The sequence below is a fragment of the Trichocoleus desertorum AS-A10 genome, assembly GCF_039962155.1.
Lineage (GTDB): Bacteria > Cyanobacteriota > Cyanobacteriia > FACHB-46 > FACHB-46 > Trichocoleus.
Map to the genome: position 1 here is coordinate 1 of NZ_JAMPKN010000002.1, position 26,815 is coordinate 26,815.

The 26,815-nt window shown below is 49.0% G+C and carries 28 protein-coding genes and 1 pseudogene; 12 read left to right on the forward strand and 17 right to left on the reverse strand.

Annotated features, from left to right (window positions below; translation table 11 throughout):
- Positions 1 to 106 (forward strand): annotated as a pseudogene (locus NDA01_RS03805) (IS1 family transposase); the annotation flags it as partial.
- Between the two features lie 180 nt (positions 107 to 286).
- On the forward strand, positions 287 to 529 hold the full coding sequence (locus tag NDA01_RS03810; protein ID WP_190550550.1) for a hypothetical protein: 243 nt from the start codon (positions 287 to 289) through the stop codon (positions 527 to 529).
- 54 nt (positions 530 to 583) lie between these two features.
- On the opposite strand, the gene NDA01_RS03815 is transcribed toward NDA01_RS03810, so the two are convergent.
- The 13 genes from NDA01_RS03815 to NDA01_RS03875 form a co-directional block, all read right to left on the reverse strand.
- Entirely contained in the window at positions 584 to 1,186 is a 603-nt protein-coding gene (locus NDA01_RS03815) for a CPBP family intramembrane glutamic endopeptidase (RefSeq protein ID WP_348226954.1), read from the reverse strand.
- A 118-nt stretch (positions 1,187 to 1,304) separates the two neighbouring features.
- Positions 1,305 to 2,369 (reverse strand): DUF3326 domain-containing protein, encoded by a 1,065-nt coding sequence (locus NDA01_RS03820; RefSeq protein WP_348226955.1) that lies wholly within the window; start codon positions 2,367 to 2,369, stop codon positions 1,305 to 1,307.
- Positions 2,366 to 2,569, reverse strand: a complete 204-nt coding sequence (locus NDA01_RS03825; RefSeq protein ID WP_190555980.1) for a DUF8621 family protein — start codon at positions 2,567 to 2,569, stop codon at positions 2,366 to 2,368. Before NDA01_RS03825 ends, NDA01_RS03820 begins: the two co-directional genes overlap by 4 nt.
- Before the next feature lie 122 nt (positions 2,570 to 2,691).
- Entirely contained in the window at positions 2,692 to 3,021 is a 330-nt protein-coding gene (locus tag NDA01_RS03830) for a 2Fe-2S iron-sulfur cluster-binding protein (protein ID WP_348226956.1), read from the reverse strand.
- Positions 3,022 to 3,189: 168 nt separating this feature from the next.
- Positions 3,190 to 4,137 (reverse strand): F0F1 ATP synthase subunit gamma, encoded by a 948-nt coding sequence (locus tag NDA01_RS03835; RefSeq protein ID WP_190431718.1) that lies wholly within the window; start codon positions 4,135 to 4,137, stop codon positions 3,190 to 3,192.
- Positions 4,138 to 4,231: 94 nt separating this feature from the next.
- Positions 4,232 to 5,749, reverse strand: coding sequence for a F0F1 ATP synthase subunit alpha (gene atpA / locus NDA01_RS03840; protein WP_190431716.1), 1,518 nt, complete (start codon positions 5,747 to 5,749; stop codon positions 4,232 to 4,234).
- A gap of 54 nt (positions 5,750 to 5,803) precedes the next feature.
- Positions 5,804 to 6,361 carry an ATP synthase F1 subunit delta gene (gene atpH, locus NDA01_RS03845; protein WP_348226957.1) on the reverse strand — a complete coding sequence of 186 codons (558 nt, stop codon included), beginning with the start codon at positions 6,359 to 6,361 and terminating at the stop codon, positions 5,804 to 5,806.
- Positions 6,358 to 6,921: a F0F1 ATP synthase subunit B gene (locus NDA01_RS03850; protein WP_190555990.1), complete on the reverse strand. Its 564-nt coding sequence runs from the start codon at positions 6,919 to 6,921 to the stop codon at positions 6,358 to 6,360. Before NDA01_RS03850 ends, atpH begins: the two co-directional genes overlap by 4 nt.
- A 116-nt stretch (positions 6,922 to 7,037) precedes the next feature.
- Entirely contained in the window at positions 7,038 to 7,520 is a 483-nt protein-coding gene (locus NDA01_RS03855) for a F0F1 ATP synthase subunit B' (protein ID WP_190555992.1), read from the reverse strand.
- Positions 7,521 to 7,639: 119 nt separating this feature from the next.
- A complete protein-coding gene (gene atpE / locus NDA01_RS03860) occupies positions 7,640 to 7,885 on the reverse strand; it encodes an ATP synthase F0 subunit C (protein WP_010994186.1) in 246 nt (81 codons plus the stop codon).
- A gap of 168 nt (positions 7,886 to 8,053) precedes the next feature.
- On the reverse strand, positions 8,054 to 8,821 hold the full coding sequence (atpB, locus tag NDA01_RS03865; RefSeq protein WP_242016737.1) for a F0F1 ATP synthase subunit A: 768 nt from the start codon (positions 8,819 to 8,821) through the stop codon (positions 8,054 to 8,056).
- A gap of 50 nt (positions 8,822 to 8,871) precedes the next feature.
- Complete coding sequence (locus NDA01_RS03870; protein WP_348226958.1) at positions 8,872 to 9,315, reverse strand: ATP synthase subunit I; 444 nt, start codon at positions 9,313 to 9,315, stop codon at positions 8,872 to 8,874.
- A 166-nt stretch (positions 9,316 to 9,481) separates the two neighbouring features.
- Positions 9,482 to 10,696: a class I SAM-dependent methyltransferase gene (locus tag NDA01_RS03875; protein WP_348226959.1), complete on the reverse strand. Its 1,215-nt coding sequence runs from the start codon at positions 10,694 to 10,696 to the stop codon at positions 9,482 to 9,484.
- A 639-nt stretch (positions 10,697 to 11,335) separates the two neighbouring features.
- Between NDA01_RS03875 and NDA01_RS03880 the strand changes: the two genes are divergently transcribed.
- From NDA01_RS03880 to NDA01_RS03915, 8 genes are all read left to right on the forward strand, one after another.
- Entirely contained in the window at positions 11,336 to 14,731 is a 3,396-nt protein-coding gene (locus NDA01_RS03880; protein ID WP_348226960.1) for a phycobilisome rod-core linker polypeptide, read from the forward strand.
- Positions 14,732 to 15,151: 420 nt separating this feature from the next.
- The gene (gene apcA / locus NDA01_RS03885) at positions 15,152 to 15,637 is read left to right on the forward strand and encodes an allophycocyanin subunit alpha (protein ID WP_190431701.1); all 486 of its coding nucleotides are present in this window, start codon (positions 15,152 to 15,154) and stop codon (positions 15,635 to 15,637) included.
- 66 nt (positions 15,638 to 15,703) lie between these two features.
- Positions 15,704 to 16,189: an allophycocyanin subunit beta gene (gene apcB, locus NDA01_RS03890; protein ID WP_190431699.1), complete on the forward strand. Its 486-nt coding sequence runs from the start codon at positions 15,704 to 15,706 to the stop codon at positions 16,187 to 16,189.
- A 149-nt stretch (positions 16,190 to 16,338) separates the two neighbouring features.
- Positions 16,339 to 16,470 (forward strand): hypothetical protein, encoded by a 132-nt coding sequence (locus NDA01_RS03895; protein ID WP_255524960.1) that lies wholly within the window; start codon positions 16,339 to 16,341, stop codon positions 16,468 to 16,470.
- Between the two features lie 192 nt (positions 16,471 to 16,662).
- A complete protein-coding gene (locus NDA01_RS03900) occupies positions 16,663 to 16,866 on the forward strand; it encodes a phycobilisome linker polypeptide (protein WP_190431698.1) in 204 nt (67 codons plus the stop codon).
- Between the two features lie 151 nt (positions 16,867 to 17,017).
- On the forward strand, positions 17,018 to 18,190 hold the full coding sequence (locus NDA01_RS03905; protein WP_348226961.1) for an FtsW/RodA/SpoVE family cell cycle protein: 1,173 nt from the start codon (positions 17,018 to 17,020) through the stop codon (positions 18,188 to 18,190).
- Positions 18,191 to 18,300: 110 nt separating this feature from the next.
- Complete coding sequence (locus NDA01_RS03910) at positions 18,301 to 19,044, forward strand: cytochrome c biogenesis protein CcdA (RefSeq protein ID WP_348226962.1); 744 nt, start codon at positions 18,301 to 18,303, stop codon at positions 19,042 to 19,044.
- A 2-nt stretch (positions 19,045 to 19,046) separates the two neighbouring features.
- Entirely contained in the window at positions 19,047 to 20,462 is a 1,416-nt protein-coding gene (locus tag NDA01_RS03915) for a cytochrome c biogenesis protein (protein ID WP_348226963.1), read from the forward strand.
- A 63-nt stretch (positions 20,463 to 20,525) separates the two neighbouring features.
- On the opposite strand, the gene queF is transcribed toward NDA01_RS03915, so the two are convergent.
- Positions 20,526 to 20,966: a preQ(1) synthase gene (gene queF / locus NDA01_RS03920; RefSeq protein ID WP_431193309.1), complete on the reverse strand. Its 441-nt coding sequence runs from the start codon at positions 20,964 to 20,966 to the stop codon at positions 20,526 to 20,528.
- A gap of 178 nt (positions 20,967 to 21,144) precedes the next feature.
- On the opposite strand from queF, the gene NDA01_RS03925 reads away from it, so the two are divergent.
- On the forward strand, positions 21,145 to 21,729 hold the full coding sequence (locus NDA01_RS03925) for a hypothetical protein (protein WP_190556006.1): 585 nt from the start codon (positions 21,145 to 21,147) through the stop codon (positions 21,727 to 21,729).
- A gap of 246 nt (positions 21,730 to 21,975) precedes the next feature.
- Complete coding sequence (locus tag NDA01_RS03930) at positions 21,976 to 22,314, forward strand: P-II family nitrogen regulator (RefSeq protein WP_190431690.1); 339 nt, start codon at positions 21,976 to 21,978, stop codon at positions 22,312 to 22,314.
- 121 nt (positions 22,315 to 22,435) lie between these two features.
- Here NDA01_RS03930 and rdgB read toward each other — a convergent pair whose 3' ends face one another.
- The 3 genes from rdgB to NDA01_RS03945 form a co-directional block, all read right to left on the reverse strand.
- A complete protein-coding gene (rdgB, locus tag NDA01_RS03935) occupies positions 22,436 to 23,014 on the reverse strand; it encodes an RdgB/HAM1 family non-canonical purine NTP pyrophosphatase (RefSeq protein WP_348226964.1) in 579 nt (192 codons plus the stop codon).
- A 68-nt stretch (positions 23,015 to 23,082) separates the two neighbouring features.
- Entirely contained in the window at positions 23,083 to 24,537 is a 1,455-nt protein-coding gene (locus NDA01_RS03940; protein ID WP_348226965.1) for a phosphoglucomutase/phosphomannomutase family protein, read from the reverse strand.
- 81 nt (positions 24,538 to 24,618) lie between these two features.
- Entirely contained in the window at positions 24,619 to 26,367 is a 1,749-nt protein-coding gene (locus NDA01_RS03945; protein ID WP_348226966.1) for a GGDEF domain-containing protein, read from the reverse strand.
- Between the last annotated feature and the right edge of the window lie 448 nt (positions 26,368 to 26,815).

Sequence of the window (26,815 nt, forward strand, 5' to 3'; positions counted from 1 at the left end):
GCACCGGAAAACCTTGTGCTACTCCAAATCAGTTGAGATGTTGAAGTGTTCACTTCGGTTGCTGCTGCATTATTTGAAGTATCGAACAATTCCTCTCTCAGCTTAAATCATTATCTATTCAGCAACGCCCCTAATCTTTATTCTTACAACTATTGTTTTTCATAAAATCTTCACGAAATCGCCCATTCGCAGGGTGCAAGCTTAGAGAATCATTCAGGAATATAGGGAAGTGGAAGTGAAGCTAAGTTTTTGCCCGCCGTTCCCTGGGTTCTCGTTTAATCAAATCATGTTGAATTTAAGCAGTGCCACTGATAACAGTTTGAGGACCGATAGCGTTGAATTTTTTGTTCGCAACGCGCTCTCCTCCGGAGTTCTCTCACCTGCTGCTGAAACTCAAATTCATCGTTTGGTGGAGCGAGGCGGCCTGAGCGATCGCGATCGGTCTTTGGTAGCTATTCTGCGCGATGCGATCGCCGACGGTTGCATTCATCGAGAAAACGCTAGTGGTTTAGCAGGACTCAGATTTTAGGCGCAGCCATTCGCTGCCGCTGTTCCAGGTTTTCCCTTTAAGTAATAGCTAAGCTCAAACGGAAGGATTAGGCTTCTGATCACTGTGCCACTTCCAGACACAGCCAGAAATCAAATTAGTCACAATATGAGCTGCTAGAGGCACAAGCAAATTGCCTGTAATGAGGGCACTAAGTCCTAATACCGCCCCAATGGCCATAGCCCAGAGCATGTAGGGCCAATTTTTAAGACTGCTGAGGTGCAGTGCCCCAAAACATAAGCTAGAAAGAGCCAAACCTGTCAGGTCAAATCCCAACGCGGGTAGCATCACACCACGAAACAGCAGTTCCTCGCTTAGTCCAGGCAAAAGGCCCAACCAAACCAAATCAGGCCAAGCCAAAGGCCTAATCACGAGGTCTAGATAAAGATTTGCACTTTGGCGATAAGCAGGCCAAAGGCGATAAATGATGGCGCTGGTTGCAGAAATTCCTAAGCCAAGTCCTATCCCCCAGAAGGGAGCATTTCCCATCCAATTCAGTGGTAGCAGAGAAACCCCACCCACTCGCTGCCAAATTTTGGCAACCATCAACAAAAATAAAGCTGTGACGCCCATCGCAATTAAAACTTGGACGCGGGTTAGAGTTTCGGTTTCGGGAGTTTGAGGGAGCTGATTTGCCACAAAACTAGGGAAAGGCTAAGTTACAACTCAACTACTACACCAACAGGGGCTAGAAATAGTCGGTCCGTTACAGCTTAACGAAAACCTAAATTCAGTTACACCTGTTTCAGACTAGATTTCAGACCAAGTGACGAATGGGTGCAACGTGAGGCTGAAGCACAGTCGGACTAATTCCAGTTCGATGCGCTACCAACACGCCAAGAGCCTCTAAGTAAGAGTTCACTTGAATGGCTTTGATGCCCAACCGAGATGGCGGCACCCGCATTTTAGTTTGATTCTCGCGCACCGTAATAATTTGAGCTTGAGAGTGGCTGAAACTTAACACAGCGCTACCGCCACAGGCTGTTTCAGGAATAACGACTGCGTCCACGCGATCGCACCAGATCTCACTTCCATCCTTGATGTGGGGAGAACGCTGAGTTGTAAATTGCGGCGCTCGGCTGAGTCCTGCCAACACACAGGGTAAAAAGGTGTAGCCCAACTCTTCCGCAGCAGAACGGGGAGAAATTTCTGAATCTAGCGGTAGCGGTGCCAAAGCAGGCGCATGAGCACAGGGAATTTGAAAGGTTCGGACTACCAAGTGACTAATCACCGCTTCTGCACCTGCCAAGGGATCAACGCCTTGCCCATGACGGTACTGTTGCAGCGCTTCGCTATCGACATCATCCGGAAACCGAGCCACGACTGCGATCGCCTCAGCTCGTGCCTGCGTAATCAGTCGTTCAACCGCTCGTAGCAAACTATCCGGGTTCTGAATTGTGCCCCAGGTAGCTCCCGAATCCGCAGTGCGTAACTCCACCCCTAAAGGAGCATCAGTCACGACATAATCAGTTAAGTTCAAACCTAAGGTAGCGCGAGTCGCATCGGCTGCCTGTAGCTGCCGCACTCGCAACTCTGGTTCAATGCCTTGATCAAGAACCAAACCGACTCGGTTTTGATGCACCGATCGCAAGCCCCATTGTCCTGCGGCAAACTGATCAAGTCCGTACCCCTCGACATACAGTGCATTGGGTAAAGGCCAATAAAGCTGAGCGCCATTGAGCACGTTGGGGTGGGTAATCAAGCAATCCGCAACTTGGGCGATCGCTCGGGCTACAGGTAGAGCATCGCCTGCATAACCCCCGATCGCCGCTCCAATCCCGGTCGGAACAATTAATAAAACAGTGTAGGGACGCTGAATCAAGCCGTGGTTACAGTCTCAGACGTAGCTGCATCAGAGGTTACGATCGCATCAATATAGGCTTTTTGTTGCTCTACATCTACATCGGTAACTGCCCAACGCAAGGGTTGACCTCGCTTTTGCAGTTCTACCTCAATCGCTTGATGCATCGCTACTGGGCACTCTTGCAGATCGATTTCAGCCGTAATAAAGTGGGTCGTCATAGTTGCTGATTCCAACGCTGTATTAGTTTATGCCACATTTCCGCTGAGTACGGTTAACTTTGGAGAAGTTAGCAACTGGCTACTTCTAACCTGAAGCAATCTTTATATCTCAGAATAAGGAATTATTTGCGCTCTTGGAATTGCCCAAATTGCAGATGATATACAACGTCTTCTTTCTCAGTTTCAATCTTGAGGTCAGAGCGAGGATAAGCTACGCATAAAAGTGCATAACCTTGTTGCTGTAACTCCTGACTAATTCCCATGCCATCACCCTGCTCAACGTTACCTTCTGTAATCTGTGCAGCACAGGTAGTGCAGACTCCGGCATTGCAAGAACTAGGCAGTTCCACGCCTGCTTCGGTAGCCACCTCCAGAACGGTGCGATCGGCTGGCACTTCTAAAACATGGCTGTTGCCCTGATGCTGAATTTGAACTTTGTAGATTTGGGACATAATAACCAGAATGAAGGGCGACAACCCCAAGACAACAGCTTTTTCTTTGCTCTTTTTTATTGTTTCACGAGATGCGTCACCCAGAAACACAAGCTCAAGCAACAAAAAATGCGCCTGAAATAGCTCAGACGCATGCTCAATCTTTAGCTCAAGTGAATTTTTTAGTGTTTAGCCAAGAGCTTCAGCTCCACCAACCACCTCTAGAATTTCTTGAGTGATCGCAGCCTGACGCGCTTTGTTGTAGGACAAAGTCAAACCACTAATCAACTCACTAGCGTTTTCACTAGCATTGTTCATGGCCGTCATTCGAGCTGCCAGTTCACTAGCCGCCGACTCTTGCAAAGCCCGTAGCAACTGATTGTTTAGATAGAGGGGCAAGAGAGCATCTAAGATTTGTACTGGATCTTGCTCGAAGATCATGTCGCGAGGCAGCGCTCTGGCTTCAGCGCTAACTCTGGAGCGTTCTACTTGGAACTGTCCACCGCGACTGGTCAATCGGAAGATCTCATCATCGGGTGTCTCTAAACCCTGAGGATCAAGAGGCAACAGCGTCTGAATCACAGGCCGAGAGCTAATCAAAGACACAAAGCGGGTGTAAACCAACTCAATGCGATCGACAGTCTCTGAGAGAAACAGCGACAGGATCTCGTCTGCAATTTCCGAAGCTTCTTGAGCTGTGGGTACTTGCTCTAAACCTGTGTAGCTAGCACTGATGGGTTGGTCCCGGCGCTGAAAGTACTGCGAGGATTTGCGGCCAACCATGATGAACTTGTAATCTAGGCCTTCTGCTTTCAGCTCTTTGGCCCGATTTTCAGCCCGACGGATCACGTTGGAGTTATAAGCTCCACAGAGACCGCGATCGCCCGAAATCACTAACAGACCCACAGTACGGACTTCGCGCTTTCTCAGCAGGGGTAGGTCTACATCTTCAAACCGTAGACGAGTTTGCAAACCGTACAGCACCTGTGCCAAGCGATCGGCAAAGGGACGGGTTGCGATTACCTGCTCTTGAGCTCGACGCACTTTAGCAGCAGCCACGAGGCGCATTGCTTCCGTGATTTTTTTGGTATTTTTGACCGACTGGATGCGATCGCGAATGACTTTGAGATTTGCCATAGTTATTTCCCTCCATTAGCGATCAGCGATTAGCCATGAGCTATTAGTGTTTGAAGACTAAGCCACCACTGGCTAACCGCTAATGGCTCATCTCCTACGCAGCTGCCATAAATGCTTGCTTCGATTCAGCGATCGCTTCCTTCAAGATTTGCTCCGCTTCAGCGTTCAGCGTCTTTTGGTTGCGAATGATTTCAGCATACTGAGGCTTGCTGGTTCTGAGATATTCCCGCAGGCTCTTCACGTAGCTGGTGACTTTATCAACAGGTACATCATCTAGATGACCGTTAATCCCTGCATAAATCAGAGCAACTTGCTCGTTCACAGGAATGGGGGAATTTTGCGGCTGCTTCAGCAGTTCACGCAAACGCTGTCCTCTGGACAACTGGTCTTGAGTTGCTTTATCCAAGTCAGATGCAAACTGAGCAAATGCTTCTAGGTCAGCAAACTGAGCTAGTTCCAGCTTCACCTTACCAGCCACTTGCTTCATGGCTTTGATTTGAGCCGCAGAACCCACACGAGATACCGAAATACCTGCGTTTACAGCGGGGCGTAAGCCTGCGTTGAACAAGTCAGAAGACAAGAAGATCTGACCATCGGTAATCGAGATTACGTTGGTAGGAATGTAAGCAGATACGTCACCTGCTTGGGTTTCGATGATGGGCAGCGCGGTCATGCTACCTTCACCTAACTCAGGGCTGAGCTTAGCTGCACGCTCTAGCAAGCGGGAGTGTAAGTAGAATACGTCTCCGGGGTAAGCTTCCCGTCCGGGTGGGCGACGCAGCAGCAAGGACATTTGGCGATACGCTTGAGCATGCTTGGACAAGTCATCGTAGACCACCAAGGTTGCTTTGCCTTTGTACATAAAGTACTCAGCCAAGGTCGCTCCGGTGTAGGGAGCCAGCCACTGGAGTGTAGCAGGGTCGTTCGCGTTTGCAGCAACCACGATGGTGTAGTCGAGAGCGCCACGCTCACGCAGCACGTTCACCACGTTGGCAACGGTAGAAGCTTTCTGACCGATCGCAACGTAGACGCAGATTACATCTTCGCCTTTCTGGTTCAAGATGGTGTCAAGGGCAACCGCAGTCTTACCTGTTTGGCGGTCACCAATGATCAACTCCCGCTGGCCCCGACCGATGGGAATCATCGCATCGATCGCGGTAATCCCAGTTTGCATCGGCTCATACACAGATTTCCGCTCAATGATGCCAGGTGCAGGAGACTCTAGCAAACGAGTTTCGCTGGTCTGGATATCACCTTTGCCATCAAGGGGGCGAGCCAGAGCATCGACGACGCGACCGATCATCGCATCACCCACTGGGATCTGAGCAATTTTCCCAGTAGAAGTAACAGAACTACCTTCTTGAATATCGCGGCCATCGCTCATCAGCACGGCACCGACGTTATCTTCTTCCAGGTTGAAGGCGATGCCGACACTCCCGTCTTGGAACTCTAGCAACTCGCTTGCCATTACCTGTTCTAGACCGTAGATCCGGGCAATGCCGTCTCCAACCTGCAATACTGTACCAACGTTGGAGACTTTAACTTCTTGGTCGTACTGCTCAATCTGCTGCCGAATAATATTGCTAATTTCGTCAGGTCTGATGCTTACCATGAGAATTGCTCTTTTACTAAGGATGAGGGATGAAGGATAGGTCGTTGTTTGAGCCTAGGCGGCACTACTCAAACGGAGAGAAATACGTCGTAGCTGACCCCGGATACTTGCATCAACCACTTGTGAACCCACCTTAATGATGACGCCACCGATTAGGTCTGGGTCAATCTTGGTTGCAAGCTCTACTTGGCGAGCATTGGTCATCGCTGTCACTTTCTCTCGCACAGAGCGCTGCTGCTCTTCATTGAGTTCTACAGTAGAAATCACTTCAGCCAGAACGGTTTGATTTTGCTTACGCAACAAAGCCTGGTACTGCTTACAAATGCCCTCAATGAAGAGAATGCGGCCTCGATCAACTAACAGGCTGAGGAAGTTGCGAGTGTAAGGATGCAATTGATCGCCAGTCACCTGCTGTAAAACTGACTTTTTCACGTCAGCCTTGGTCAAAGGATTCGCCAGAAAATTACGCAGGTCTTCCGAGCTGTTCAGCAGCTCTAGTAAAGCGCTAACGTCTTCACCCACGCGGTCAACAATGTTGTTGGATTGGGCAACTGACATTAGAGCCTGAGCATAGGGCTCGACGATTTGACCCACTACAATGCTGTCTCTCATGAGTTGCCTCCTAACAGCGCAATGCTGCGATCAATCAACTGTTGTTGGGCACCGTCGTTCAAGTAGTTACCAATCTGAGATTCAACCCGCTGCACGGCCAAAGCTGCTGCTCGTTGGCGCAGTTCGGCGATCGCCCGCTCTTGCTCAGTATTGGTTTCTTGAGCTGCGGTTGCCTTCATCCGCTCCACATCTTTTGCTGCTTGAGCCAGAATTTCTTCCTTGGCGGCTTGAGCATTTTGCTCCGCTGTCGCCCGGATGCGTTCTGCCTCAGCTTGCGCTTGAGCTAGCTTTTGCTGTTGTCCTGCCAGAGCGGACGCAGCTTCGCGCTGGCGTTTCTCTGCATCCTTAATCGCTGTCTCAATTGCTGAGCGACGCTCTGTTAGGATACCGCCCAAGAACTTCCGCCCGAAGTAGAACAGCACAAAAATAATGATGGCGAGGTTGATTAGGTTGGTTTCTAAAATATCAAAATTTAAGCCAAACCCACCTTCCTCGGCTGCTTCTGCCAACCCGGAGGCAGTTGCACTACCTGCCGTTGCTAGTAATAAAAAGGTCCCCATGATACTCATCCATAACTGCGCTGCTCATGCCAAAGTCTGGTTGCTAACCAGAGCTACAAACCACGACTAAAGCTGCCGCGATTCCCCGATTCCATCTCCCAACTCTTGAGCCAGCTCTACTTGACCAACTGAGGGCCGAGTAGTTTTTCTAAAATCTGGCGACTGAGAGCATCAACCTGTTGCTCTAACGATTGCATCGCTACTTGCTTTTGCTGATCAAGCTCTTGCTGAGCCTGTTCTCGTTGAGCTTGGGCTTCTTGTTGTGCTGCTGCAACCTTCTGAGCCGCAACTTTTTGAGCATCGGCTTGGGCCTCAGCAATAATCGATTGAGCCTTCCGACGGGCTTCCCCTAGCTCTTGCTCATACTGCTTGGCGAGGTGCTCAGCTTTGGCCAAGCGTTCTTTGGCCTCCGCTTGGTTGGTACGAATATACTCGTTCCGACCGTCAATCGCGTTACTCAGAGGCTTGTAAAAAATCGCGTTTAAGACGGTGGCTAGAGCCAGAAACTGCAACGCCATCAAGGGCAGCGTGGCATCGAGATCGAATAACCCACCCTGTTTAGCAGTTTCCGCAGCCAGTAAAATTGTCGAATGCATCATAATTACGTGTTTCCCGTTGCCAAGCAGGGTCAAGCTTGAATTGGGCTAGAACTAGAAAATAGTTAGGTGTAGAGATGCGATCGCTGACCACATCTCTACGGGGTCAGTAACCAAAAGCCTTAAGCGAAGGGGTTAGCGAATAATAGAACGAGAGCAACTACTAGACCGTAGATGGTGAGCGCTTCCATGAACGCCAAGCTGAGCAGGAGAGTACCGCGAATTTTACCTTCTGCTTCGGGCTGACGAGCAATACCTTCTACTGCCTGACCTGCAGCATTACCTTGACCGATACCAGGGCCAATTGCAGCTAGACCAACAGCTAGAGCAGCAGCCAAAACAGAAGCAGCAGAAACTAATGGATCCATGATGAGTGTCCTTATCTTGAATGCAGAAATAACAGGTGTACGTTAACTAGCAGATACGTGATTTTCACGCTGCCCTAAATCACCGATCGCAACTACTTAAACCAAGCAATTTCTGCGATAGTACCGGGCTATAGATAGGCGTAATAGGCTACGCCTCAACTGAGGGATTTAAGCGTGTCCCCCATGCTCTTCACCACCATGCCCATGCTCTTCCACAGCTTCACCAATGTAAGCGGCGGCTAGGGTTGCAAAAATCAACGCCTGAATCGCACTGGTAAACAGACCCAGCACCATCACTGGCAACGGCACGAACAGAGGAACTAAGAGTACGAGAACTCCTACTACTAGTTCATCAGCCAGAATGTTGCCAAAGAGACGGAAGCTTAGGGAGAGCGGCCTGGTGAAATCTTCCAAAATCTTGAAAGGCAACATGATGGGTACAGGCTCAACATAGTGAGCAAAGTAACCCAAGCCCTTCTTGCTAATCCCTGCGTAGAAATATGCCAAGGAGGTCAGCAAGGCAAATGCCACTGTGGTGTTGATGTCAGCAGTCGGTGCGCCCAACTCACCCTCTGATAGCTTAATCAGCTTCCAAGGAACAAGTGCACCCGACCAGTTTGACAGGAAGATAAAGAGAAATAATGTGCCAACAAACGGCACCCAGCGGCGATAGTCTTTCTCACCAATTTGAGTCTTAGCAATATCGCGAATGTATTCCAAAGCATATTCCATCAGGTTTTGCAGTCCTGACGGCACTCTTTGGACATTACGGGTTGCTGCTAAGGAAAACAGAACGAGAAGTCCAATCACAAACCAGGAGGTAATAAATACCTGCCCGTGCAACTTGAGGTTGCCGAGGTGCCAGTAAAGATGTCGTCCTACTTCCAACTCAGCTAGGCGGAAGGAGTTAAAGGCATCAAAATACAGCATGTCCATTCAGGAGGTTCCCCAGAGATTAGAGTGGAGAATTCTAAGAATCGCCCAACCTACTTGGGGTCAGGGATGAATGTAATTCGCAGCACGTAAACGAGGAGCGCCACTTTATAGGTCATAAATCCCAAAAAGATTGGGATAATTTGCAGTTGATTTAGCTGAGTTGCTATTACAATCAACCCAATAAAAAGAGCGAGCCGGGTGTTGCCCACACGCTTCTTGCTATTGCCAAGCTGCTCAACGTTTTTAGCCAACAGTCTTAAGTAAACCACACCTGTGCACGCCCCAATCAAATAGTTGAGGGCAATGTTCAGAGAATAAAAAAAACAGACAAAACCGAAGATCACTGCCGTTGCAACCAGTGTTATGACTAGCAGTTCTTGCTGTAGCCGATAGTACTCCTGCATGGAGGCGTTAGGTTCTGTCGCTGGAGAATCGCTAGGTTGCAAATCTCCGCTTACAGGTGTTGGTTCCAGCGTTGGGTCTGACAAGGTCACAAAACTCTGAAACGAGTCCAGATATTTAACTTGACTGGGATCAGCCAGGACAGATCATATCACGGGGTGGTAACAATACTTAATGCTGAAAATCGAGCACTAAGATGAGGAATTCTGAAATAATCTGTCCTGACTGGCGCTCATTCGAGCCGAAATGGCAAAATGCTTATGACTGCGCTATCGATTGACCTGGAGTGAGCAAAATTAACTGCTGCTCAACCAGCGATCGCACTTGGTCCACTTTTAAAGTTAGCTCGGCCAAAATCTCTTGAACGGTGCGCTGCTGGCTTGTGTTGGCATCGCAAGCTTGAATAAATTCAAACTCTGCTGCCGATAAATTCGTAATTTGATAGTCGTAGTTAAACAAGCATTGGCTGGGCCAGCCGTCCATACAGGGGCTACGTTCTGGAATGGCAGCTAGTAGAGCGGCATCCTGTGACCAATCGGCTTCCGGTAGGGGGGGGCGCGCCAAGAAAAATTCGTAGTGGGTGACTGATTCAGGATCGAGCAGTTCGATCAGGCGATATTTCTCGCGATCGCTCAGTCCCTTAGCTCGTTCAACCAAGTCTGGCGCTTTGCCGAGTAATCGCTCTAGCTGCCATTGCCGAGGATTGGAGAAGCCCAAAAACTCTAAGCCAGAAGCGTCAATCAGCTCAAACAAAGTTTCGATGTTGTAGTCCACCTCTTGCGGATGCACGTACATATCCGCAAAGCATTCATCCTTCTGGTTTTCTAAAGACCAGCGCTCTTGTTCTCGCTTCACCAGCCGATTGTTTTCAGGTAGTGCTGCAAAAATTTGTCGCCCCACCTGCACGCCATCTTTGTAATCACCTTGGCGATCGCCTTGCAGCAGCGCGATCGCTTTTTGCATTAGTTGAATTTCCCAACGTCCCAATTCAGCGTAGACGAATATATGCATCAAACCGCCGGGAGCGAGTTTAGGAGCCAATGCTTGAATGCCACGAATCGGGTCAGGCAAATGGTGCAGCACGCCCACACAGTTGATCAGGTCAAATTCTCCCGGAACTTGAGCCACGTCATAAATGCTGAGGTGATGAAATTCCACGCGATCGGCTCCAGATCGCTGACAGCGTTCTTTGGCAACGGCCAGCGTTCCAGCACTAAGATCAATCCCTACGACTTGAGCCTGCGGATTTAAGTGCACCAAATATTCAGTACCAACCCCAGACCCACACCCTGCGTCTAAAATTCGCACATTTTGCTTTTGAGGTTTTTGCCCAGTACAAAAGTTGTAGGCTGCCACCCAGTTCCAGCGCCAGTTGTAGCCCGGAGGTGGTTCATCCAGCAGTGGTTCTGGGGGAAATGGGTAAGTATCGTAGAGTTTGGCAACCGCAGCGCTAACCGTTTGAGAATCTGACATGATGAGCAAAATCGCAGCAAGATTGAGTTTAGCGAATGTCTTGGCGTTGTTACAGGGGTGAGGAGCTAGAGGTGAGTAGTCAGAAGTCAAGAGCCAGAATTTTAGAAGTTAGAAGTTGAGAGCCAAAAAAGCTAAAAAACAAAAACCAGTTTTTCTAACTCCTGACTCCTAACTCTCGCCTCCTATATATCTCTCTGTTGAGTAAAGAAACATTAAGTTTACCCTTCTAATTGCTGAGATAGCTGTTTTCAATTCAGTTGCGATCGCCTCCCATATTTCCAAAATCGCAAAAGGGTTGAATGCCTTATGGGGTCAGAGGAATTTGTCACGAGTGACTAAAACCAAAGTAACAAAACTTATCTTTTTTCTCAGGTGTCTTACCTAGATCTCGTATGATCGCACCGTAAACCTATCAACAGGACTCTACACACTTTTTAATAAAGCCCTGTGGAGCGTCCGAAACGTTTTAATCTAAAAACTGAGCTGGTTGACCCTAGGCAGTCGTTTTATTAACTTTTTCCAGAAGCCTTGTTCTTTTGTTGAATGAACCTCGTAGAGAATCGGCTTGTGGATGGTTGCCAAGTGGCACTCTGGTCAGGTTCAACGCATTAATGATCTGAAGGGAGCTTTTGAAATCCAATGAGTGTTAAGGCAAGTGGTGGAAGCTCGGTTGCGCGCCCGCAACTTTATCAAACCGTACCAGTTGCAACAATTTCGCAAGCTGAACAGCAAGACCGCTTTTTAGGCACGACCGAGTTGGGCGAGCTAACAAGCTATTTCAACTCTGGACTCAAACGCCTCGAAATTGCAGAAACGTTAACTCAAAATTCAGAAATTATCGTTTCTCGCGCCGCCAACCGCATTTTCGTCGGTGGTTCACCGATGGCTTACCTGGAGAAGCCTAGGGAAACCGCGATGGCGACTGCTGGCGGCATGGAAGTTGGTGATGTTCGAGAAGCTATGAAGCTGGGTACCGCGACTTATGTATCTAGCGGTGGTGGCTTCTTAGAGGGATTGCGATCGCTATTTAGCGCTTCTGGTGGTGGCCCAGCCCCAGCAAACTTTAGGCCCATTAACGTCGCCCGTTATGGCCCTAGCAACATGCAAAAATCTCTCAGAGACTTGAGCTGGTTCCTACGCTATGTGACCTACGCGATCGTCGCTGGCGACCCCAACATCATTGCAGTCAACACCCGTGGCTTGCGAGAAATCATCGAGAATGCTTGCTCTGGTGAAGCAACCATTGTGGCGTTGCAAGAAATGCGCCAAGCAGCCCTGGGTTACTTTCGCAAAGATGAGAACGGAACCAATGTTGTCAGTCAGTACTTCGATGTCTTAATCAACGAATTTAAGGCTCCTAGCCCCTCTGACAAAATCCGTCAACGCCAATCTGGTGATTTGCAAGGGCTACAACTGCCCCAGATCTACTTCAATGCTGCTGAGCGTAGACCCAAGTATGCAATGAAGCCGGGTCTTTCTGCTTCTGAGAAACAAGAAATTGTTAAAGCAGCATATCGGCAAGTTTTTGAGCGTGATATTACCCGCGCTTACTCGTTATCCATTTCTGACCTAGAGTCCAAGGTTAAGAATGGCGACATTTCTATGAAGGAATTTGTTCGCCGCTTGGGTAAATCACCTCTATATCGCAAAAACTTTTTTGAACCCTATATCAATAGCCGCGCTCTAGAACTAGCATTCCGTCACTTCCTCGGTCGGGGTCCTAGCAGTCGCGAAGAAGTACAGAATTACTTCTCTATCGTTTCCAAGGGTGGTTTGTCGGCTCTCGTCGATGCCTTAGTAGACTCTCAGGAGTACTCTGACTACTTTGGGGAAGAAACCGTACCCTACCTACGCGGTTTGGGTCAGGAAGCTCAAGAGTGTCGTAACTGGGGACCCCAGCAAGACCTGTTTAACTACAGCGCTCCCTTCCGCAAGGTACCTCAGTTCCTTACCACCTTTGCAGGGTACGATCGCCCACTACCTGACCAACACCCTTACGGCTCTGGTAACGATCCCCTCGAAATCCAATTTGGTGCCATCTTCCCGAAAGAGACTCGCAACCCCAGCGCGAGTCCCGCTCCTTTCGGCAAAGATACTCGCCGGATTCTGATTAACCGGGGTCCTGGCATCAATAACCAACTCAGCAACCCAGCCGCAAGAGGAATTGCCCCTGGAACTTTAGGGCCCAAGGTATTCAAGCTGGATCAACTGCCCAGCTTTAGTGGCAAGCGCTACGACAAAAACGCCAGCATCAAGTTTGCTGAAAGCTCCACTCAGAAAGTCATTCGCGCTGCTTACTTACAAGTCTTTGGTCGCGATGTGTACGAAGGCCAACGCATCAAAGTCTCGGAAATCAAGCTGGAAAATGGCGAGATTACAGTCCGGGAGTTCATCCGTCAGTTAGCGAAGTCTGATCTCTTCCGCAAACTGTACTGGACCTCTCTCTACGTCACCAAGGCGATCGAGTACATTCATCGCCGCTTGCTAGGTCGTCCTACTTACGGTCGTCAAGAAACCAACAAGTACTTCGATATCTGCGCCAAGAAAGGTTTCTATGCTCTGGTTGATGCCATTCTCGACAGCCCAGAGTACAGCGAAGCTTTTGGGGAAGATACCATTCCTTACGAGCGCTATGTTACCCCTGGTGGCTTAGCTCTTCGTTCTGTGCGGGTTGGCAGCATTGGTGAAACTGGCGCGCGAGTTCAGACTGATGAAGCGCCAAGATTTGTGGAACTGGGCGAAGTTAAGCAAGTCCGGACAGAACCCGATCTGCAATTCCGCATTAACCAAGGGGTCAACAAGCAACGCGAACAGACGAAAGTCTTTAAGCTCACCACCACCACGGATAAAACAGCTCTACCCGTTCTTATTCGTGCCGCTTATCGGCAAATCTTCGAGCGTGACATCGAGCCGTACATTCTACAGAACGAATTCACCGCTCTAGAAAGCAAACTTGGTAATGGCGAGATCAACCTTAAGGAATTTATTGAAGCCTTAGGTGGTTCCAGACTGTATATCAAAGAGTTCTACACTCCCTACCCCAACACCAAGGTAATCGAGTTAGGAACGAAGCACTTCTTAGGCCGCGCTCCTAAGGACCAAGCCGAAATTCGGAAGTATAACCAGCTCTTGGCATCTGAAGGAATTCGGGGCTTTGTTGGGGCAATGGTCAACAGCGCTGAGTATGGACAGCTCTTTGGTGAAGACACGGTGCCCTACCGCCGCTTCCCCACTTTGCCTGCTGCTAACTTCCCCAACACTGAAAAGCTCTACAACCAACTCACGAAGCAAAACGATGACTTGGTTGTACCCAGCTTTGAGCCAGTCAAGTCCCGCATGGACATCACCAAGATGCCGTTGATGTCTAAGAGCATGGCTGATTTGGCGGCCAAAGCTCGTCAGATGGACAAAACTCAGCCTCTATTCCTGGAGCTGGGTCGCTCCTTTACTAATGGATCGGGCCAATCTGTAGAAGTAGGCGTGGGTACGTCTCGCCGCAAACCCGCCCGGATTTACCGCATGAATCCTGGTATGGACCAAACGGAAACAGCCAACGTCATTAATGCCATCTACTGCCAAGTGTTGGATGTCTTTAGCGGCCAAGTTCCGGCAGAATTCCGTCGTTCTGAGTTAGAAAGCAAACTGCGGAACAGCGAAATTCCTGTGCGGGAGTTTGTTCGAGCTTTAGCTAGCTCTGACATCTACCGTCGTCGTTTCTACACGCCCTATCCCAATACGAAGGTGATTGAGTTCCTCTTCCGTCACATCCTGGGACGCGCCCCAGCGACTCAAGCGGAGATTCGTCAGTACAACAAGTTGTTGGCTGATCAAGGTCTCAAGGGTGCGGTAGAAGCAATGGTAGATAGCCCAGAATACGCACGTTACTTCGGCGAGGACGTAGTTCCCTACAAGCGCTTCCCGACTCTGCCCGCTGGTAACTACCTGGGTAGCATCAAGGCGGATGCTGATTTGGTGAAGCAATCCTGGTCTGATTTATCTCCTTCCTACCTAGGCGGGCGTTCTCGCAACGTTTAGTCGCTCTAGCGAGTCGGTAGGTACACTCCGGGGATTTTTCTAACCTACTCACATATAAATGGGTAGGTTAGAAGCTCTCATTTACTGAATAACGACTCATAAATCTACCTAGCGGGCATTGGCGATTTCTCGATCCCAATGGCTCGCTATTTCTGCTGTGTATCTGTGAGAGATGATTGATAGGCTGCGTAATATTCCTAAGGGGAAAGCTGAGGGTAATATTACAAACTATTACGAACAACCTTAGAATGTGAACCTGATGCCGCAAAATATTTGCGGAAGGCAGATTGTTGAGTTGCAAAAATTTGCTGATTGCCAAATCCTGCTAGGGCAACTTTGCAAGTAAGCACTCAGCCGTCTTGAATTACAAATGCCAGTTTAGACACGTCTGGTTACTTTTTCTTTTGGAGGAATCCATCAATGAGTATTGTCACGAAATCCATCGTGAATGCTGATGCTGAAGCTCGCTACCTCAGCCCTGGCGAACTAGATCGGATCAAGAGCTTTGTGACCTCTGGTGAGCGTCGTCTCCGCATCGCTCAAGTTTTGACCGATTCTCGTGAGCGCATTGTTAAGCAAGCTGGCGACCAACTGTTCCAAAAGCGCCCTGATGTTGTTTCTCCTGGTGGAAACGCTTACGGCGAAGAGCTGACCGCTACCTGCCTGCGTGACCTCGACTACTACCTCCGTCTAGTAACCTACGGAATCGTTTCTGGCGATGTGACCCCCATCGAAGAAATCGGTATCGTTGGTGTTCGTGAGATGTACAAGTCTCTGGGTACTCCCGTGGATGGCGTTGCTGAAGGTATCCGCGGCCTGAAGAACGTTGCTACTTCTCTGTTGTCTGGTGAAGACGCTGCTGAAGCTGGCTCCTACTTCGACTACGTGATCGGTGCAATGCAGTAAGGTTTTGACCTTGCCTACGCACAGTCAAATACTTTTCGAGATTACGTGATTTAAGGAAGCAAAACCATGCAAGACGCAATTACTGCTGTTATTAACTCTTCTGACGTTCAAGGTAAGTACCTAGACACCGCTTCTTTGGAAAAGCTCAAGGGCTACTTCCAATCTGGTGAACTGCGCGTTCGTGCAGCTACCACCATCAGCGCTAACGCAGCTGCAATCGTGAAGGAAGCTGTTGCTAAGTCCTTGTTGTACTCTGATATCACCCGTCCCGGTGGTAACATGTACACCACTCGTCGCTATGCTGCTTGCATCCGCGACCTCGACTACTACCTCCGCTATGCAACCTACGCAATGCTAGCTGGCGATCCTTCCATCCTTGATGAGCGCGTGCTCAATGGCTTGAAGGAAACCTACAACTCCTTGGGTGTACCCATCGCTGCTACTGTACAAGCTATCCAAGCAATCAAAGAAGTGACTGCTAGCTTGGTTGGTGCAGATGCTGGTAAGGAAATGGGTGTTTACCTCGACTACATCTCCTCTGGCTTGAGCTAATCGCTAGATTCTGAGTGCTGAGTGCTGAGTTAGCTTTAATTCAAACTCAAAGCTCAATCCCTTCTGTAAGGTCTGGGAAGTCTAGAGTGAGTGCTAGCTTGTTAAAGACTTGTCTAACTCATAAGTAGATTGGTTTTAGCGGTCTAGTATTGACTCTTGACTCCCAGCCTTCAGCATATTTAGAGGATTTTTGGGGTCTTGCGATCGCTCCTCTATATCGAGAAGCTTTGATTTTTATTCGCTATTACATTCGTGATTTAAGCGATCGCATCACGTTTTAGCTGCTATAGCGCCTCTAGCAACGTCGCAACTGACTCAGTAAGCATTCTTCGGACCTCAGCAGACTCTTAGATGCCACCTTCACAGCGACACTTTGGTTGCTCAGAAGTTGGTGCTACATCTCTAAGATTCTGAACTTGAAATTCTTTGATCTCCAAACTTTAACTCTGCACACTAGTCAGGAGAAATAACCCATGCGCATGTTTAAGGTTACGGCTTGTGTTCCTAGCCAAACCCGGATTCGCACCCAGCGGGAACTACAGAACACCTATTTCACGAAGCTAGTTCCCTACGAGAACTGGTTTCGTGAGCAGCAACGCATCATGAAAATGGGCGGCAAGATCGTTAAAGTTGAGTTGGCAACTGGCAGACCCGGAACCAACACTGGCCTCCTCTAAATCATTCAGCAACGCCTACCAAGGCTCTCACTCTTTATCGACTTGGAATACAAGCCTTGAGGCCGTGATGGCCTCTTTTTTATTGCCTATATTTCTTCTACTGCCTGCGCTACTCTTAACAGATACTCTTTGATTGCACACCACGGCTGCTGTGAATCTTCGCTATCTAATCCCATTTTTTGACACGTCTGCACAGAGTTGGAGCTTAGAGGCTCGTCTCCTGCGGTGGCTAACTTTCCTATGGTTGATGGTTGGGCTAGCAGCTTTATTTTCTGCTTCTTACCCGGTTGCAGATGCAGATTTTGGCGATGGGCTTTACTACTTTAAACGCCAGATTCTATGGATTTTAGTTGGCTTGGTAGGATTTAACCTACTAGTGCATTCTCCACTGCGCTATGCCCTGGGTATGGCACATTGGTTTGTTGTGTTGATATTGGGTCTCATTTTTGCGACTTTGGTGCCGGGTTTAGGCACAACTGTGAATGGTGCAACGCGTTGGCTGGCCTTGGGGCCTGTACCAATACAACCATCAGAGTTAATGAAGCCATTCTTGGTTCTGCAAAGTGCTCGGTTGTTTGGGCAATGGAACCGTTTTAGCCCAACTTACCGATGGAGCTGGCTAGCTGTTTTTGCTGCTATATTGGCGGGCATTTTGTTGCAACCTAATTTGAGCACGACAGCGCTGTGTGGCATTACCCTTTGGTTAATCGCGATGGCAGCGGGCATTCCCTACGCTTACCTGGGAGGGACTGCGTTAGGAGGACTGCTTTTAGCCACACTGAGTATCAGCATTAAAGAGTATCAACGGCGACGAGTCATTTCTTTCTTGAATCCTTGGGCAGACCCTGCTCAGGATGGTTATCAGTTGATTCAAAGTTTACTGGCCGTTGGTTCTGGGGGAGTTTGGGGAACAGGCTTTGGGCTGTCGCAGCAGAAACTCTTTTACTTGCCGATTCAGTACACAGATTTTATTTTTGCAGTGTTTGCTGAGGAATTTGGCTTTATGGGTAGCTTGCTGTTGTTGTTGCTTCTGGCAATCTACGGCACTTTAGGTCTGTTTGTTGCCCTGAAAGCCCGCAAGATTGTCCATCAACTGGTTGCGATCGGAGCGGTGATTTTAATGGTGGGGCAATCCCTCTTAAACATTGGGGTGGCAACGGGCGCTCTACCCACGACAGGATTACCGTTTCCGCTATTCAGCTATGGCGGTAGTTCTATGATCGCTAGCCTACTAGCGGCGGGGTTATTAATTCGAGTAGCGCGTGAAAGTAGTGAAGCCGAAGTTGTCTCGCTGCCAGAACAGCGACTTTCGGCTAGAAGCTAATTGAACAGTGCATTGAGCCATCACTCACATAATCTCTGGCCTTTAGCTCAAGGAAACCTCGATAATAAGATCATGAGGATAGCGTTTGAGCGAACTGAGCCAGCTTCAGCATGATTGAATTATTGCGGACCCAACTGTACCAACTAGAACAATTTGCCAACCGTCTCGTTTCGACGCAGTTGACCCATCTGACGGTGACGAGTGTTGTAGTCATTTTTCTGGCTGGGCTCTTGACTAGTTTGACTCCCTGCATGCTGTCAATGCTGCCGATTACCATTGGGTACATCGGAGGTTACGAAGCCAAAAGCCGTTGGCAGGCAGCTCTGCAATCGACTTGGTTTTCCCTAGGATTAGCTACCACGTTGGCAGGTTTGGGCATTGCCGCAACCGCTCTCGGTCAAGTTTATGGCCAAATTGGTCTTGGCTTACCTATTGTTGTCAGTGCGATCGCCATCATTATGGGGCTGAATCTCCTAGAAGCCCTGCCGCTCCAACTACCTTCATTTGATGGTTTTGAGCTAATTCCTTCCGATTTACCAGCCGGTGTCCGCGCCTATCTCTTGGGCTTAACTTTTGGTTTGGTGGCTTCTCCTTGTAGCACTCCAGTCCTCGCTACTTTACTAGGATGGGTCTCTACCACCCACAATCCTGTGATGGGGGGAGTGCTGCTTTTGGCTTATACAGTAGGTTACTCAGCTCCGCTAATTTTGGCAGGTACTTTCACGGCTTCAATCAAAAAGTTACTAGAACTTCGCCGCTGGTCTAGTTGGATTACGCCTGCTAGTGGAGCCTTGCTAGTTGGATTTGGAGTTTTTTCGCTGCTATTCCGTTTTCTGCCCACCGCAACCTTCTAGAAATGACTACAGACAACACATTTCTATCCAAAATTTTGAATTTAAGGACTGGTCCTCAACGCTTTTTTCAAAAAGAATTGCTGCCGCTGCTAGCAGATTTGCGATTGGCCATTGTGCTGCTTTTAGCGATCGCGGTGGCGAGTATCTCCGGTACTGTAATTGAGCAAGGTCAATCGATCGCTTTTTATCAAGCGAACTATCCCGAAGACCCAGCTTTGTTTGGCTTTCTCTCTTGGAAAGTGCTGTTAGCGGTAGGGTTGGATCATGTCTACCGGACTTGGTGGTTTTTGGCGATCCTTATTTTGTTTGGGGGCAGTCTGACCGCTTGTACGTTTACTCGCCAATTTCCGGCGCTAAAAGCGGCACGACAATGGAAATTTTATGAGCAGCCCCGCCAGTTTCAAAAGTTAGCGCTCAGCGCGGAGTTGGAAATAGGCTCCTTAGAAGCTTTAGTTCCTCTTTTAGAAAGGCAACGCTACAAAGTTTTTCAAGAGGGAGAAAAGCTGTATGCCCGCAAAGGCTTAGTGGGACGCGTCGGGCCGATTGTGGTGCATGCCAGCATGTTACTGATCTTGGGGGGGGCTATTTGGGGAGCTATGACTGGCTTTATGGCTCAAGAAATGATTCCCAGTGGAGCCACGTTTAAGATTCAAAACATTGTGGATGCGGGGCCTTGGGCGGGGGCACAGGTGCCGAAAGATTGGTCAGTTCGGGTGAATCGTTTTTGGATTGACTATACGCCTGAGGGCGCGATTGATCAGTTTTATTCAGACTTGTCGGTGCTGGATAGTCAAGGACAGGAAATTAAGCGTAAGACGATTCATGTGAACGAGCCATTGCGGCACAAAGGCGTGACTTTGTATCAGGCGGATTGGGCGATCGCGGCTGCTCAAGTCCGACTCAACAAAAGTCCTGTGTTTCGCTTACCTATGGGACAGCTAGAAACAGGCGGTGCAGGCCGAATCTGGGGAACCTGGGTGCCTACTAAACCAGATCTAAGCGCTGGCGTGTCCCTTGTAGCTAAAGATTTACAAGGCATGCTGCTGATCTACGACATTCAAGGCAAGCTTGTTGCCACTGTACGTTCAGGGATGGCGGTCGATGTGAATGGCGTCACGCTGTCTGTGGTGGATTTAATTGGCAGTACAGGTTTGCAAATCAAGGCTGACCCAGGGATACCGGCGGTCTACGCTGGGTTTGGGCTCTTAATGTTGAGCGTCATGATGAGCTATGTCTCTCACTCGCAAGTTTGGGCTTTGCAGAAAGAGGGACGCTTCTATGTCGGTGGCAGAACTAATCGGGCGCAAGTTGCCTTTGAGCGGGAGTTGCTAGAAATTCTCGATCGCCTGAGTCAACCTACCTCTTCACCTGCTAAGCCTGCGATCGCTGCTGAAGCTCTTACGCCATCGGCCCGCTAGAAATTCGGGCATTGGTTGATATGCGGTAGGGGCAACCCTTGTGGTTGCCCTCATTGTCTAACTTTAATGATCCTTTTGGTGATGCACTTCCACTACGGTGTGGACATTACCGCGGGGATTAAAGTCACCTTTAACTCTGATCTCTAGAGGGTCAGCAGCGGCGACGAAATCATCCAAAATTTGGTTGATCGATTCTTCGTGGGAAACATAGCGATCGCGATAGCTATTGATGTACAGCTTCAGCGCTTTTAGCTCTACCACGCGCTGATCAGGTACATAGGTAATGTGAATCGTAGCGAAATCAGGATATCCCGAAAACGGACACTTGCAGGTAAATTCTGGCAAGGTGATGCTGACATCATAACGTCGTCCCAGCCGAGGATTGGGAAAAGTGATCAGTTGTCCTTCAGCGATTTGCCGTTCTCCGTACTTCACCTGAGACACAGATTCAGCGATCGCATCAGGCTCAAATACCATATTTGGAGAGGCTGGAGAGTGATTCATAGTCATGCAAAGACAAACGTTGACGAATGGATGGATCTGAGTTTGCGGGCTGAATTTGCAGATTTGTAGCGAATTCCTTGACGAATCGCTGTTAGATTGCTCTAATTTCATCTATTCTGGGGCATAGATCAATCGACTAATTGACCGATGCTGCCCTGTAGGATTTCAGCTCAACCCTATGACATCCCATCTCAATACTAAGCCACCAATGCGCAACGTTACGGCCTCTAGTTACACTGGGCAAGCTACAGCTAATGGTTATGCTCCCTCGGTGCCTATTTCGGTATACCGCGAGTTGGCTGCCGAGCTGCAAGCCACCCGCGCCATGCTCGATTCCCTCAACAATCAGAATCAAAATTTAGCTAAGCAAAATCAACAACTACGGACAGAAGTTGACAAAGTTGTTCAGTCCGCTTTGCAGTTACAAAAGGTAGCGGGTTCCCAGCAACCTCTCAGCCGCAGTGTTGTGGCTGAAGTAGCGTATGCAAGACCCGATATTGTGGTTGAGCCGAGTTATTTCACCCCTGAACCTGCTCGATCCATGCCCCGGAGTTTTAATCCTCGGCCAGAGCCAGCCGAACCGACGGTGGTTTCAGAAAAGCTATTTACTGAGCAAGCAGAAACACGGCCTCGTCGCAGTCCCCAAGGAGAGCAATCACCTGAGTTAGGTGGTTTTTGGTTAGCAGCAGTCATCTTTCTGATTGTTGTCTCAGCATTTGGGGCAGGCTTCTTGATTGTGCGTCCTTTTTTACCTAGCCGTTAAATAGATGGTGGTAGGCAGCTATGTATTGCAGCCGATTCAATTCGCCTCAGTGATAAATAGGTCTGACTAATTCTCTAGTTAGACGATAAAATTTGTTGACCACGTCAAGTCTTATAAAGTACAGCCAAGTACTGCGATTGCCCGCTCAAAGAAATGTATTTTTTGCTACAAAAGTCTGGGTTTGAGCGGTGATAGAAAGTGTCATGCTGGTTAATTGGTAGAAAAACGGTCTGAGGAGTTAAGCACTTGAAAAAAGTTGAAGCTATTATTCGGCCCTTTAAGCTGGACGAAGTCAAAATTGCTTTAGTGAATGCTGGCATTGTTGGCATGACTGTCTCTGAAGTCCGAGGCTTTGGACGCCAGAAGGGGCAAACTGAGCGCTATCGCGGTTCCGAGTACACGGTTGAGTTTTTGCAAAAGCTCAAAGTGGAAATTGTGATTGAGGACGACCAGGTTGACATGGTGGTCGAGAAGATCATCACCGCTGCTCGGACGGGTGAAATTGGGGACGGCAAAATCTTTATTTCGCCAGTGGAACAAATCATCCGCATTCGGACTGGGGAAAAGAACCTCGAAGCAATCTGAGCAGGGCTGGCAATCGGCTTCCTCAGGGCATTAAAGTTTAAGGTTCACCTACTGAGGTGAGCCTTATTTTTGTCTCTTCCTCTTCTCTAACACTTGGAAACAGCCTATCGCTCTTGGCAACTCAGTCTGCTTTCAGCGATCGCAGTTGTGGAATTAAAGCTGCGATGGCTTGACCGCGATGGCTCAGCGATCGCTTCACCTCTGGGGTCATTTGCGCAAAGGTGAGGTGCTTTTCTGGCACGTAGAACACCGGATCATAGCCAAATCCACCCGTACCACGAGGGGCATGCAGAATTTCTCCCCGACAAAGTCCTTCTGATTGCAGGGCGATCGAACCATCTGGGCGGGCGACGACGACGACACAGACAAACTGAGCTTGGCGATTGAGTTCACTGCCGAGTTCAATCAGCAACCGCTCTATTCGCTCTGAGTCGGTTTTGCCATAGCGGGCGGAGTAAACGCCGGGTGCACCTTCTAGAGCTTCTACTTCTAAACCGGAGTCATCCGCGATCGCCCATTCTCCCGTAGCTTGAGCAATTTGCGCTGCTTTCAGAGAAGCGTTGGCGAGAAAGGTGTCCCCAGTTTCTTCCACGTCGAGTTCGGCTGGTTTAAGCTGCAAATCCCAATTGGAACCAGCCAGATATTCTTGCATTTCCCGCAGCTTGCCAGGATTGCCAGTAGCAACAATCAGGGGTCTCATGATAATAAGTCAGGCAGAAACAACAATTCTCCCCTTCCCTAATAGGGAAGGGGTTGGGGGTTAGGTCATTAAAAGGAGTTGGCCCAGTTCTTAGCCCAAGCAAGAGTTTCATGAACTTGGGTGAGGGTTGCGGCTTCGCAGTAGAGGCGGAGCACAGGTTCGGTGCCGCTAAAGCGAATCATGAGCCACCGCTGATCAGGTAAGCGAAATTTGTAGCCGTCGGCAGTATTGCAATCAATCACGGCTTGTCCGGCAATTTCAGTCAAGGGATGATTTTGTAGCTGCTCTAGCAACTGTGATCGCACAGCCATACTCGCCAAGGGCAGATCAATGCGATCGTAAGCAGAGATGAAGTTAGTTTTTTCCTGTAACTGGCGGTAAAAATCTGCCAAATCCAACCCAGACTGAGCGATCGCCTCTAGAACGTACAGAGCAGAGAGGAGGGCATCTCGTTCGGGGATGTGATGTCCATAGCCGATACCACCCGATTCTTCGCCGCCCAGCAACACTTGTGCTTCCATCATGCGGTCGGCAATGTATTTGTAGCCCACCGCTGTTTCAAATACAGGTAGGTTGTACAGAGCCGCTACTTTGGGGATGAGGTCGGAGCCGCTGACTGTTTTGACGATTTCACCTTTGAAGCCCCGACGAGCAGTCAGATGATCAATCAAAATCGGAATCAGCACTTGAGAGCTAAGGAAGTTGCCTTGGCCATCAACCGCAGCAATGCGATCGCTATCTCCATCAAAAACCAATCCAACCGCCAGATTGGAATTAGCAGCTCGGTGGGTTTTGATTTGTTGAAAAAGCTTGTCGAGGTAGCGAGGTAATGGTTCGGGTGCGCCGCCTTCAAAGAGTGGATCGCGATCGCTGTTGAGTTCGTGAATCGGCATGCCTAAAATCTGGGCCAAGCCACCCGCTGCGGCTCCATGCATCACGTCCGCAAAAACAGTTAGGTTGCCTTGGGCGATCGCATTTTGAATCAGAGCAATATCGACTTTTTGGCGAATCGCTTCGCAGTAGCTCGGCCAAGGATCAAAGCTTTGGATGGTGCCAGGCGAATTAGTAGTTACAGCGGGTGGCGTTGCTAGCAAGGCTTCAATTTGCTTAGTGACTTCTGGAGATACTGAGCCTCCAAACGCTCCTTTGACTTTTAGGCCAGAGTAGCTACCCGGATTGTGGCTGGCTGTTATCACTAAGGCTCCCAGAGCATTTTCTTGCTTGGCGGCCCAACTAAAGGCAGGCGTAGGTGCGTAGGTACTGGTTAGCAAGACATCGAAGCCTGCGGCTTGCACTGCTTCAGCAGTCGTACGGGCAAACTCTTCCGATAAGAAGCGGCGATCGTGCCCCACAATAATCGTGCGGCTACCTGTCGCCCCATACACTTGAGCCAGAACTTGAGCTGCAATCGGTGCCACCAATGCTAAACGCTCAAATGTAAAGTCTGCGGCAATTACACCTCGCCAACCATCTGTACCAAATTTAATTGAGTCGGTTGCTGGCACAGAGGAAGGGTGAACCATGCTCAAATTCGCCTCCAAAGACACTCTCGCGATCGCTGTTTCTTTAAACTGCTCAACTCTAGCATTTGCACTTACGGATGTCTAAAGTACGATGGCGCGATCGCGACCTTGACGCTTCGCCTCATACAAAGCTCGGTCAGCCCGTTGCACCGTATCCCAGGCATCTTGATCGCTAGCTGGATCTTGCTGAGCCACGCCAAAACTAGCACTAATTTCCAACGGTCCAATCGTGGTCTCGAAGGGGGTTGAGCGAATCGCCAGCCGCAACCGCTCAGCGACTTCAAATGCCCTGTCTAGCGTCACATCCATTAGCAGAATGACAAACTCTTCACCACCGTACCGATAAGCGGATGTGCCAAACCGTAGCTGTTTTTGCAGTCGTTGGGCCAAGCTGTACAGCACCTCATCCCCCACCAAGTGACCATAAGAGTCGTTGATCAGCTTGAAATAGTCAATATCACACACAATCACACTGAAGGGCGGCTGCAAGTTCCACTGGGCAGGAGCACTGAGTTGAGCCAGCTCCCGCTCTAGCGATCGCCGATTTAGCAATTGCGTCAACTCATCATGGATAACTTCCAGTTGTAAGGAATTATTTTGCAAGCGTAGAGTTTCCTGCTTAAACCAAAGGCTTTGATAGTGCTGGGCATTGGTCAAAGCTACCGCAGCCTGGTCTGCTACCTGTCGAATCGTCTGGAGTTCATCTAGCTCGTAAACTCGTTCCTTTTCGTAAGACAACAGCAGGACTGCGCCAAAAAACTCATCTTGGACAAACAACGGCACAATTAAAGCAGCAAAAGCTTGAATTTCACGCAACCAATTTAATAGCGGGTCAGACTCCTGTTGGCTTAGTTCTAACTCCAAATAGGAAGCTGCGCCTTGGAGAAACATCTCAACTGTGTCCTGCCAGAGATCACGAGCGATATGGCGATTCTCTAGCGGCTGAAAGCAGCGCTCTGGATGGTCCCAAGCAGCCAAGATATGGACTGGATCGCCTCGCAGATCTACTAAAATGCAGCGATCGCTGTTCAACCCTTGGCCCAACTCTGCCACAATGCATTCCACAATTTCATTGGGGTTGAGGCTGGAGTTCAGCAACCGCACAATTCGACCGACTAGGGCTGCCTGTTGCCGCGATTGTTCGAGACGTTCCCGCCAGTGCAGCGCATTCAGCGCCAATACTACCTGGCTACAAATCACTTCTAGCGTTTCAACTTCCTCGACCATCCAAGCTTGAGCGGCTGCAACTGTAGGCTGAGGCGTAGGTACTTTAGGGTTAAAGTAAGAGCGCAGAAATGGCTTACGCCTTGTCTCTAGATTGGGTAAATGTGTAGCAGCTTGCGGTAGGTGGCGCTGCAATTGCAGGACAAAGCGGAGGCGATTGCCATTCCAAGCAGGCACAATCAAGGTTTCCCCAAACAGTCTAGCGGCGTGTGAGAGGTGCTGTTGGTCTAACAACCATTGAGGTGACTTGGATAGATAGCAAATCTGAATTTTCGACTCCTGGGCTGGCGGAGCAGTTAAAATCAATCCGGGAGTCTCGGCTAGAGTGGGAATTAAGCTCAGCTCCTGTTTCAAGCTTTGCAAAGCTCGATCCGTGCCATAAACTTGAATGCCCTCAGCCACTTCAGGGTCAAACCCCGTCCAGAGTAGGCACTCAACTTGATGCTCAGCGGCGATCGCTTCTACAATCTGTTGTAATAGGGAGTTTGCTGAGGCGAGATTAATGACTGCTGCTTCTACCAAAGGGTAGATGGATTTCCAATTAGGCTGCCTGAATCTTGATTGAAGCATTTGAGGATCACTAACTTGTACCGTTGCAGCACCCATAAACTTCTATCTTAAGAACTGGAACCCGTTCTTAGGAACTAGCTTAAGGATTGGAATATCTAAAAAAAATTCTTGATTAAAGCCTAAAAAGTAATTACTTTTAGATCCTTATAAATTCCCAAAACTTAAGCAAAAGCGATAGAATTTTTTCCATAGGGCAGACTCTTTAGCTTTCCGGTTATCCTATTTAGCGATTGGTTTTAGATCTCGGGTGCGTCTAATTTGCCGATGAACTAGCTAGACTGGATAAAGGCAAGCTCTTTGTAAGAGTGAATCTGTTCTTTATGCATCTCCACCAGCATCTCCACTAGACATCGCTTCAATTTACTTAAGTAAAAATACAGAGATCTAGCACAAGCAGCGATTGCCTCTTGTGATTTTTAACACCACAGACCTCTTCTGTCCCAAGACAGATGTAGGACGAAAATTTATTTTGATTAGATTGATC

Excerpts from the sequence above, each read along its gene's own strand:
- NDA01_RS03945 (WP_348226966.1), bottom strand. The coding sequence starts at position 26,367 with ATGGGTGCTGCAACGGTACAAGTTAGTGATCCTCAAATGCTTCAATCA.
- atpA (WP_190431716.1), bottom strand. The coding sequence starts at position 5,749 with ATGGTAAGCATCAGACCTGACGAAATTAGCAATATTATTCGGCAGCAG.
- queF (WP_431193309.1), bottom strand. The coding sequence starts at position 20,966 with ATGAATCACTCTCCAGCCTCTCCAAATATGGTATTTGAGCCTGATGCG.
- NDA01_RS03875 (WP_348226959.1), bottom strand. The coding sequence starts at position 10,696 with ATGTCAGATTCTCAAACGGTTAGCGCTGCGGTTGCCAAACTCTACGAT.
- NDA01_RS03850 (WP_190555990.1), bottom strand. The coding sequence starts at position 6,921 with ATGGGGACCTTTTTATTACTAGCAACGGCAGGTAGTGCAACTGCCTCC.
- NDA01_RS03835 (WP_190431718.1), bottom strand. The coding sequence starts at position 4,137 with ATGGCAAATCTCAAAGTCATTCGCGATCGCATCCAGTCGGTCAAAAAT.
- NDA01_RS03925 (WP_190556006.1), top strand. The coding sequence starts at position 21,145 with ATGACATCCCATCTCAATACTAAGCCACCAATGCGCAACGTTACGGCC.
- NDA01_RS03900 (WP_190431698.1), top strand. The coding sequence starts at position 16,663 with ATGCGCATGTTTAAGGTTACGGCTTGTGTTCCTAGCCAAACCCGGATT.
- NDA01_RS03855 (WP_190555992.1), bottom strand. The coding sequence starts at position 7,520 with ATGATGCATTCGACAATTTTACTGGCTGCGGAAACTGCTAAACAGGGT.
- apcA (WP_190431701.1), top strand. The coding sequence starts at position 15,152 with ATGAGTATTGTCACGAAATCCATCGTGAATGCTGATGCTGAAGCTCGC.
- NDA01_RS03940 (WP_348226965.1), bottom strand. The coding sequence starts at position 24,537 with ATGGTTCACCCTTCCTCTGTGCCAGCAACCGACTCAATTAAATTTGGT.
- NDA01_RS03915 (WP_348226963.1), top strand. The coding sequence starts at position 19,047 with ATGACTACAGACAACACATTTCTATCCAAAATTTTGAATTTAAGGACT.
- NDA01_RS03810 (WP_190550550.1), top strand. The coding sequence starts at position 287 with ATGTTGAATTTAAGCAGTGCCACTGATAACAGTTTGAGGACCGATAGC.
- atpH (WP_348226957.1), bottom strand. The coding sequence starts at position 6,361 with ATGAGAGACAGCATTGTAGTGGGTCAAATCGTCGAGCCCTATGCTCAG.
- atpB (WP_242016737.1), bottom strand. The coding sequence starts at position 8,821 with ATGGACATGCTGTATTTTGATGCCTTTAACTCCTTCCGCCTAGCTGAG.
- atpE (WP_010994186.1), bottom strand. The coding sequence starts at position 7,885 with ATGGATCCATTAGTTTCTGCTGCTTCTGTTTTGGCTGCTGCTCTAGCT.
- NDA01_RS03880 (WP_348226960.1), top strand. The coding sequence starts at position 11,336 with ATGAGTGTTAAGGCAAGTGGTGGAAGCTCGGTTGCGCGCCCGCAACTT.
- NDA01_RS03830 (WP_348226956.1), bottom strand. The coding sequence starts at position 3,021 with ATGTCCCAAATCTACAAAGTTCAAATTCAGCATCAGGGCAACAGCCAT.
- apcB (WP_190431699.1), top strand. The coding sequence starts at position 15,704 with ATGCAAGACGCAATTACTGCTGTTATTAACTCTTCTGACGTTCAAGGT.
- NDA01_RS03825 (WP_190555980.1), bottom strand. The coding sequence starts at position 2,569 with ATGACGACCCACTTTATTACGGCTGAAATCGATCTGCAAGAGTGCCCA.
- NDA01_RS03910 (WP_348226962.1), top strand. The coding sequence starts at position 18,301 with ATGATTGAATTATTGCGGACCCAACTGTACCAACTAGAACAATTTGCC.
- rdgB (WP_348226964.1), bottom strand. The coding sequence starts at position 23,014 with ATGAGACCCCTGATTGTTGCTACTGGCAATCCTGGCAAGCTGCGGGAA.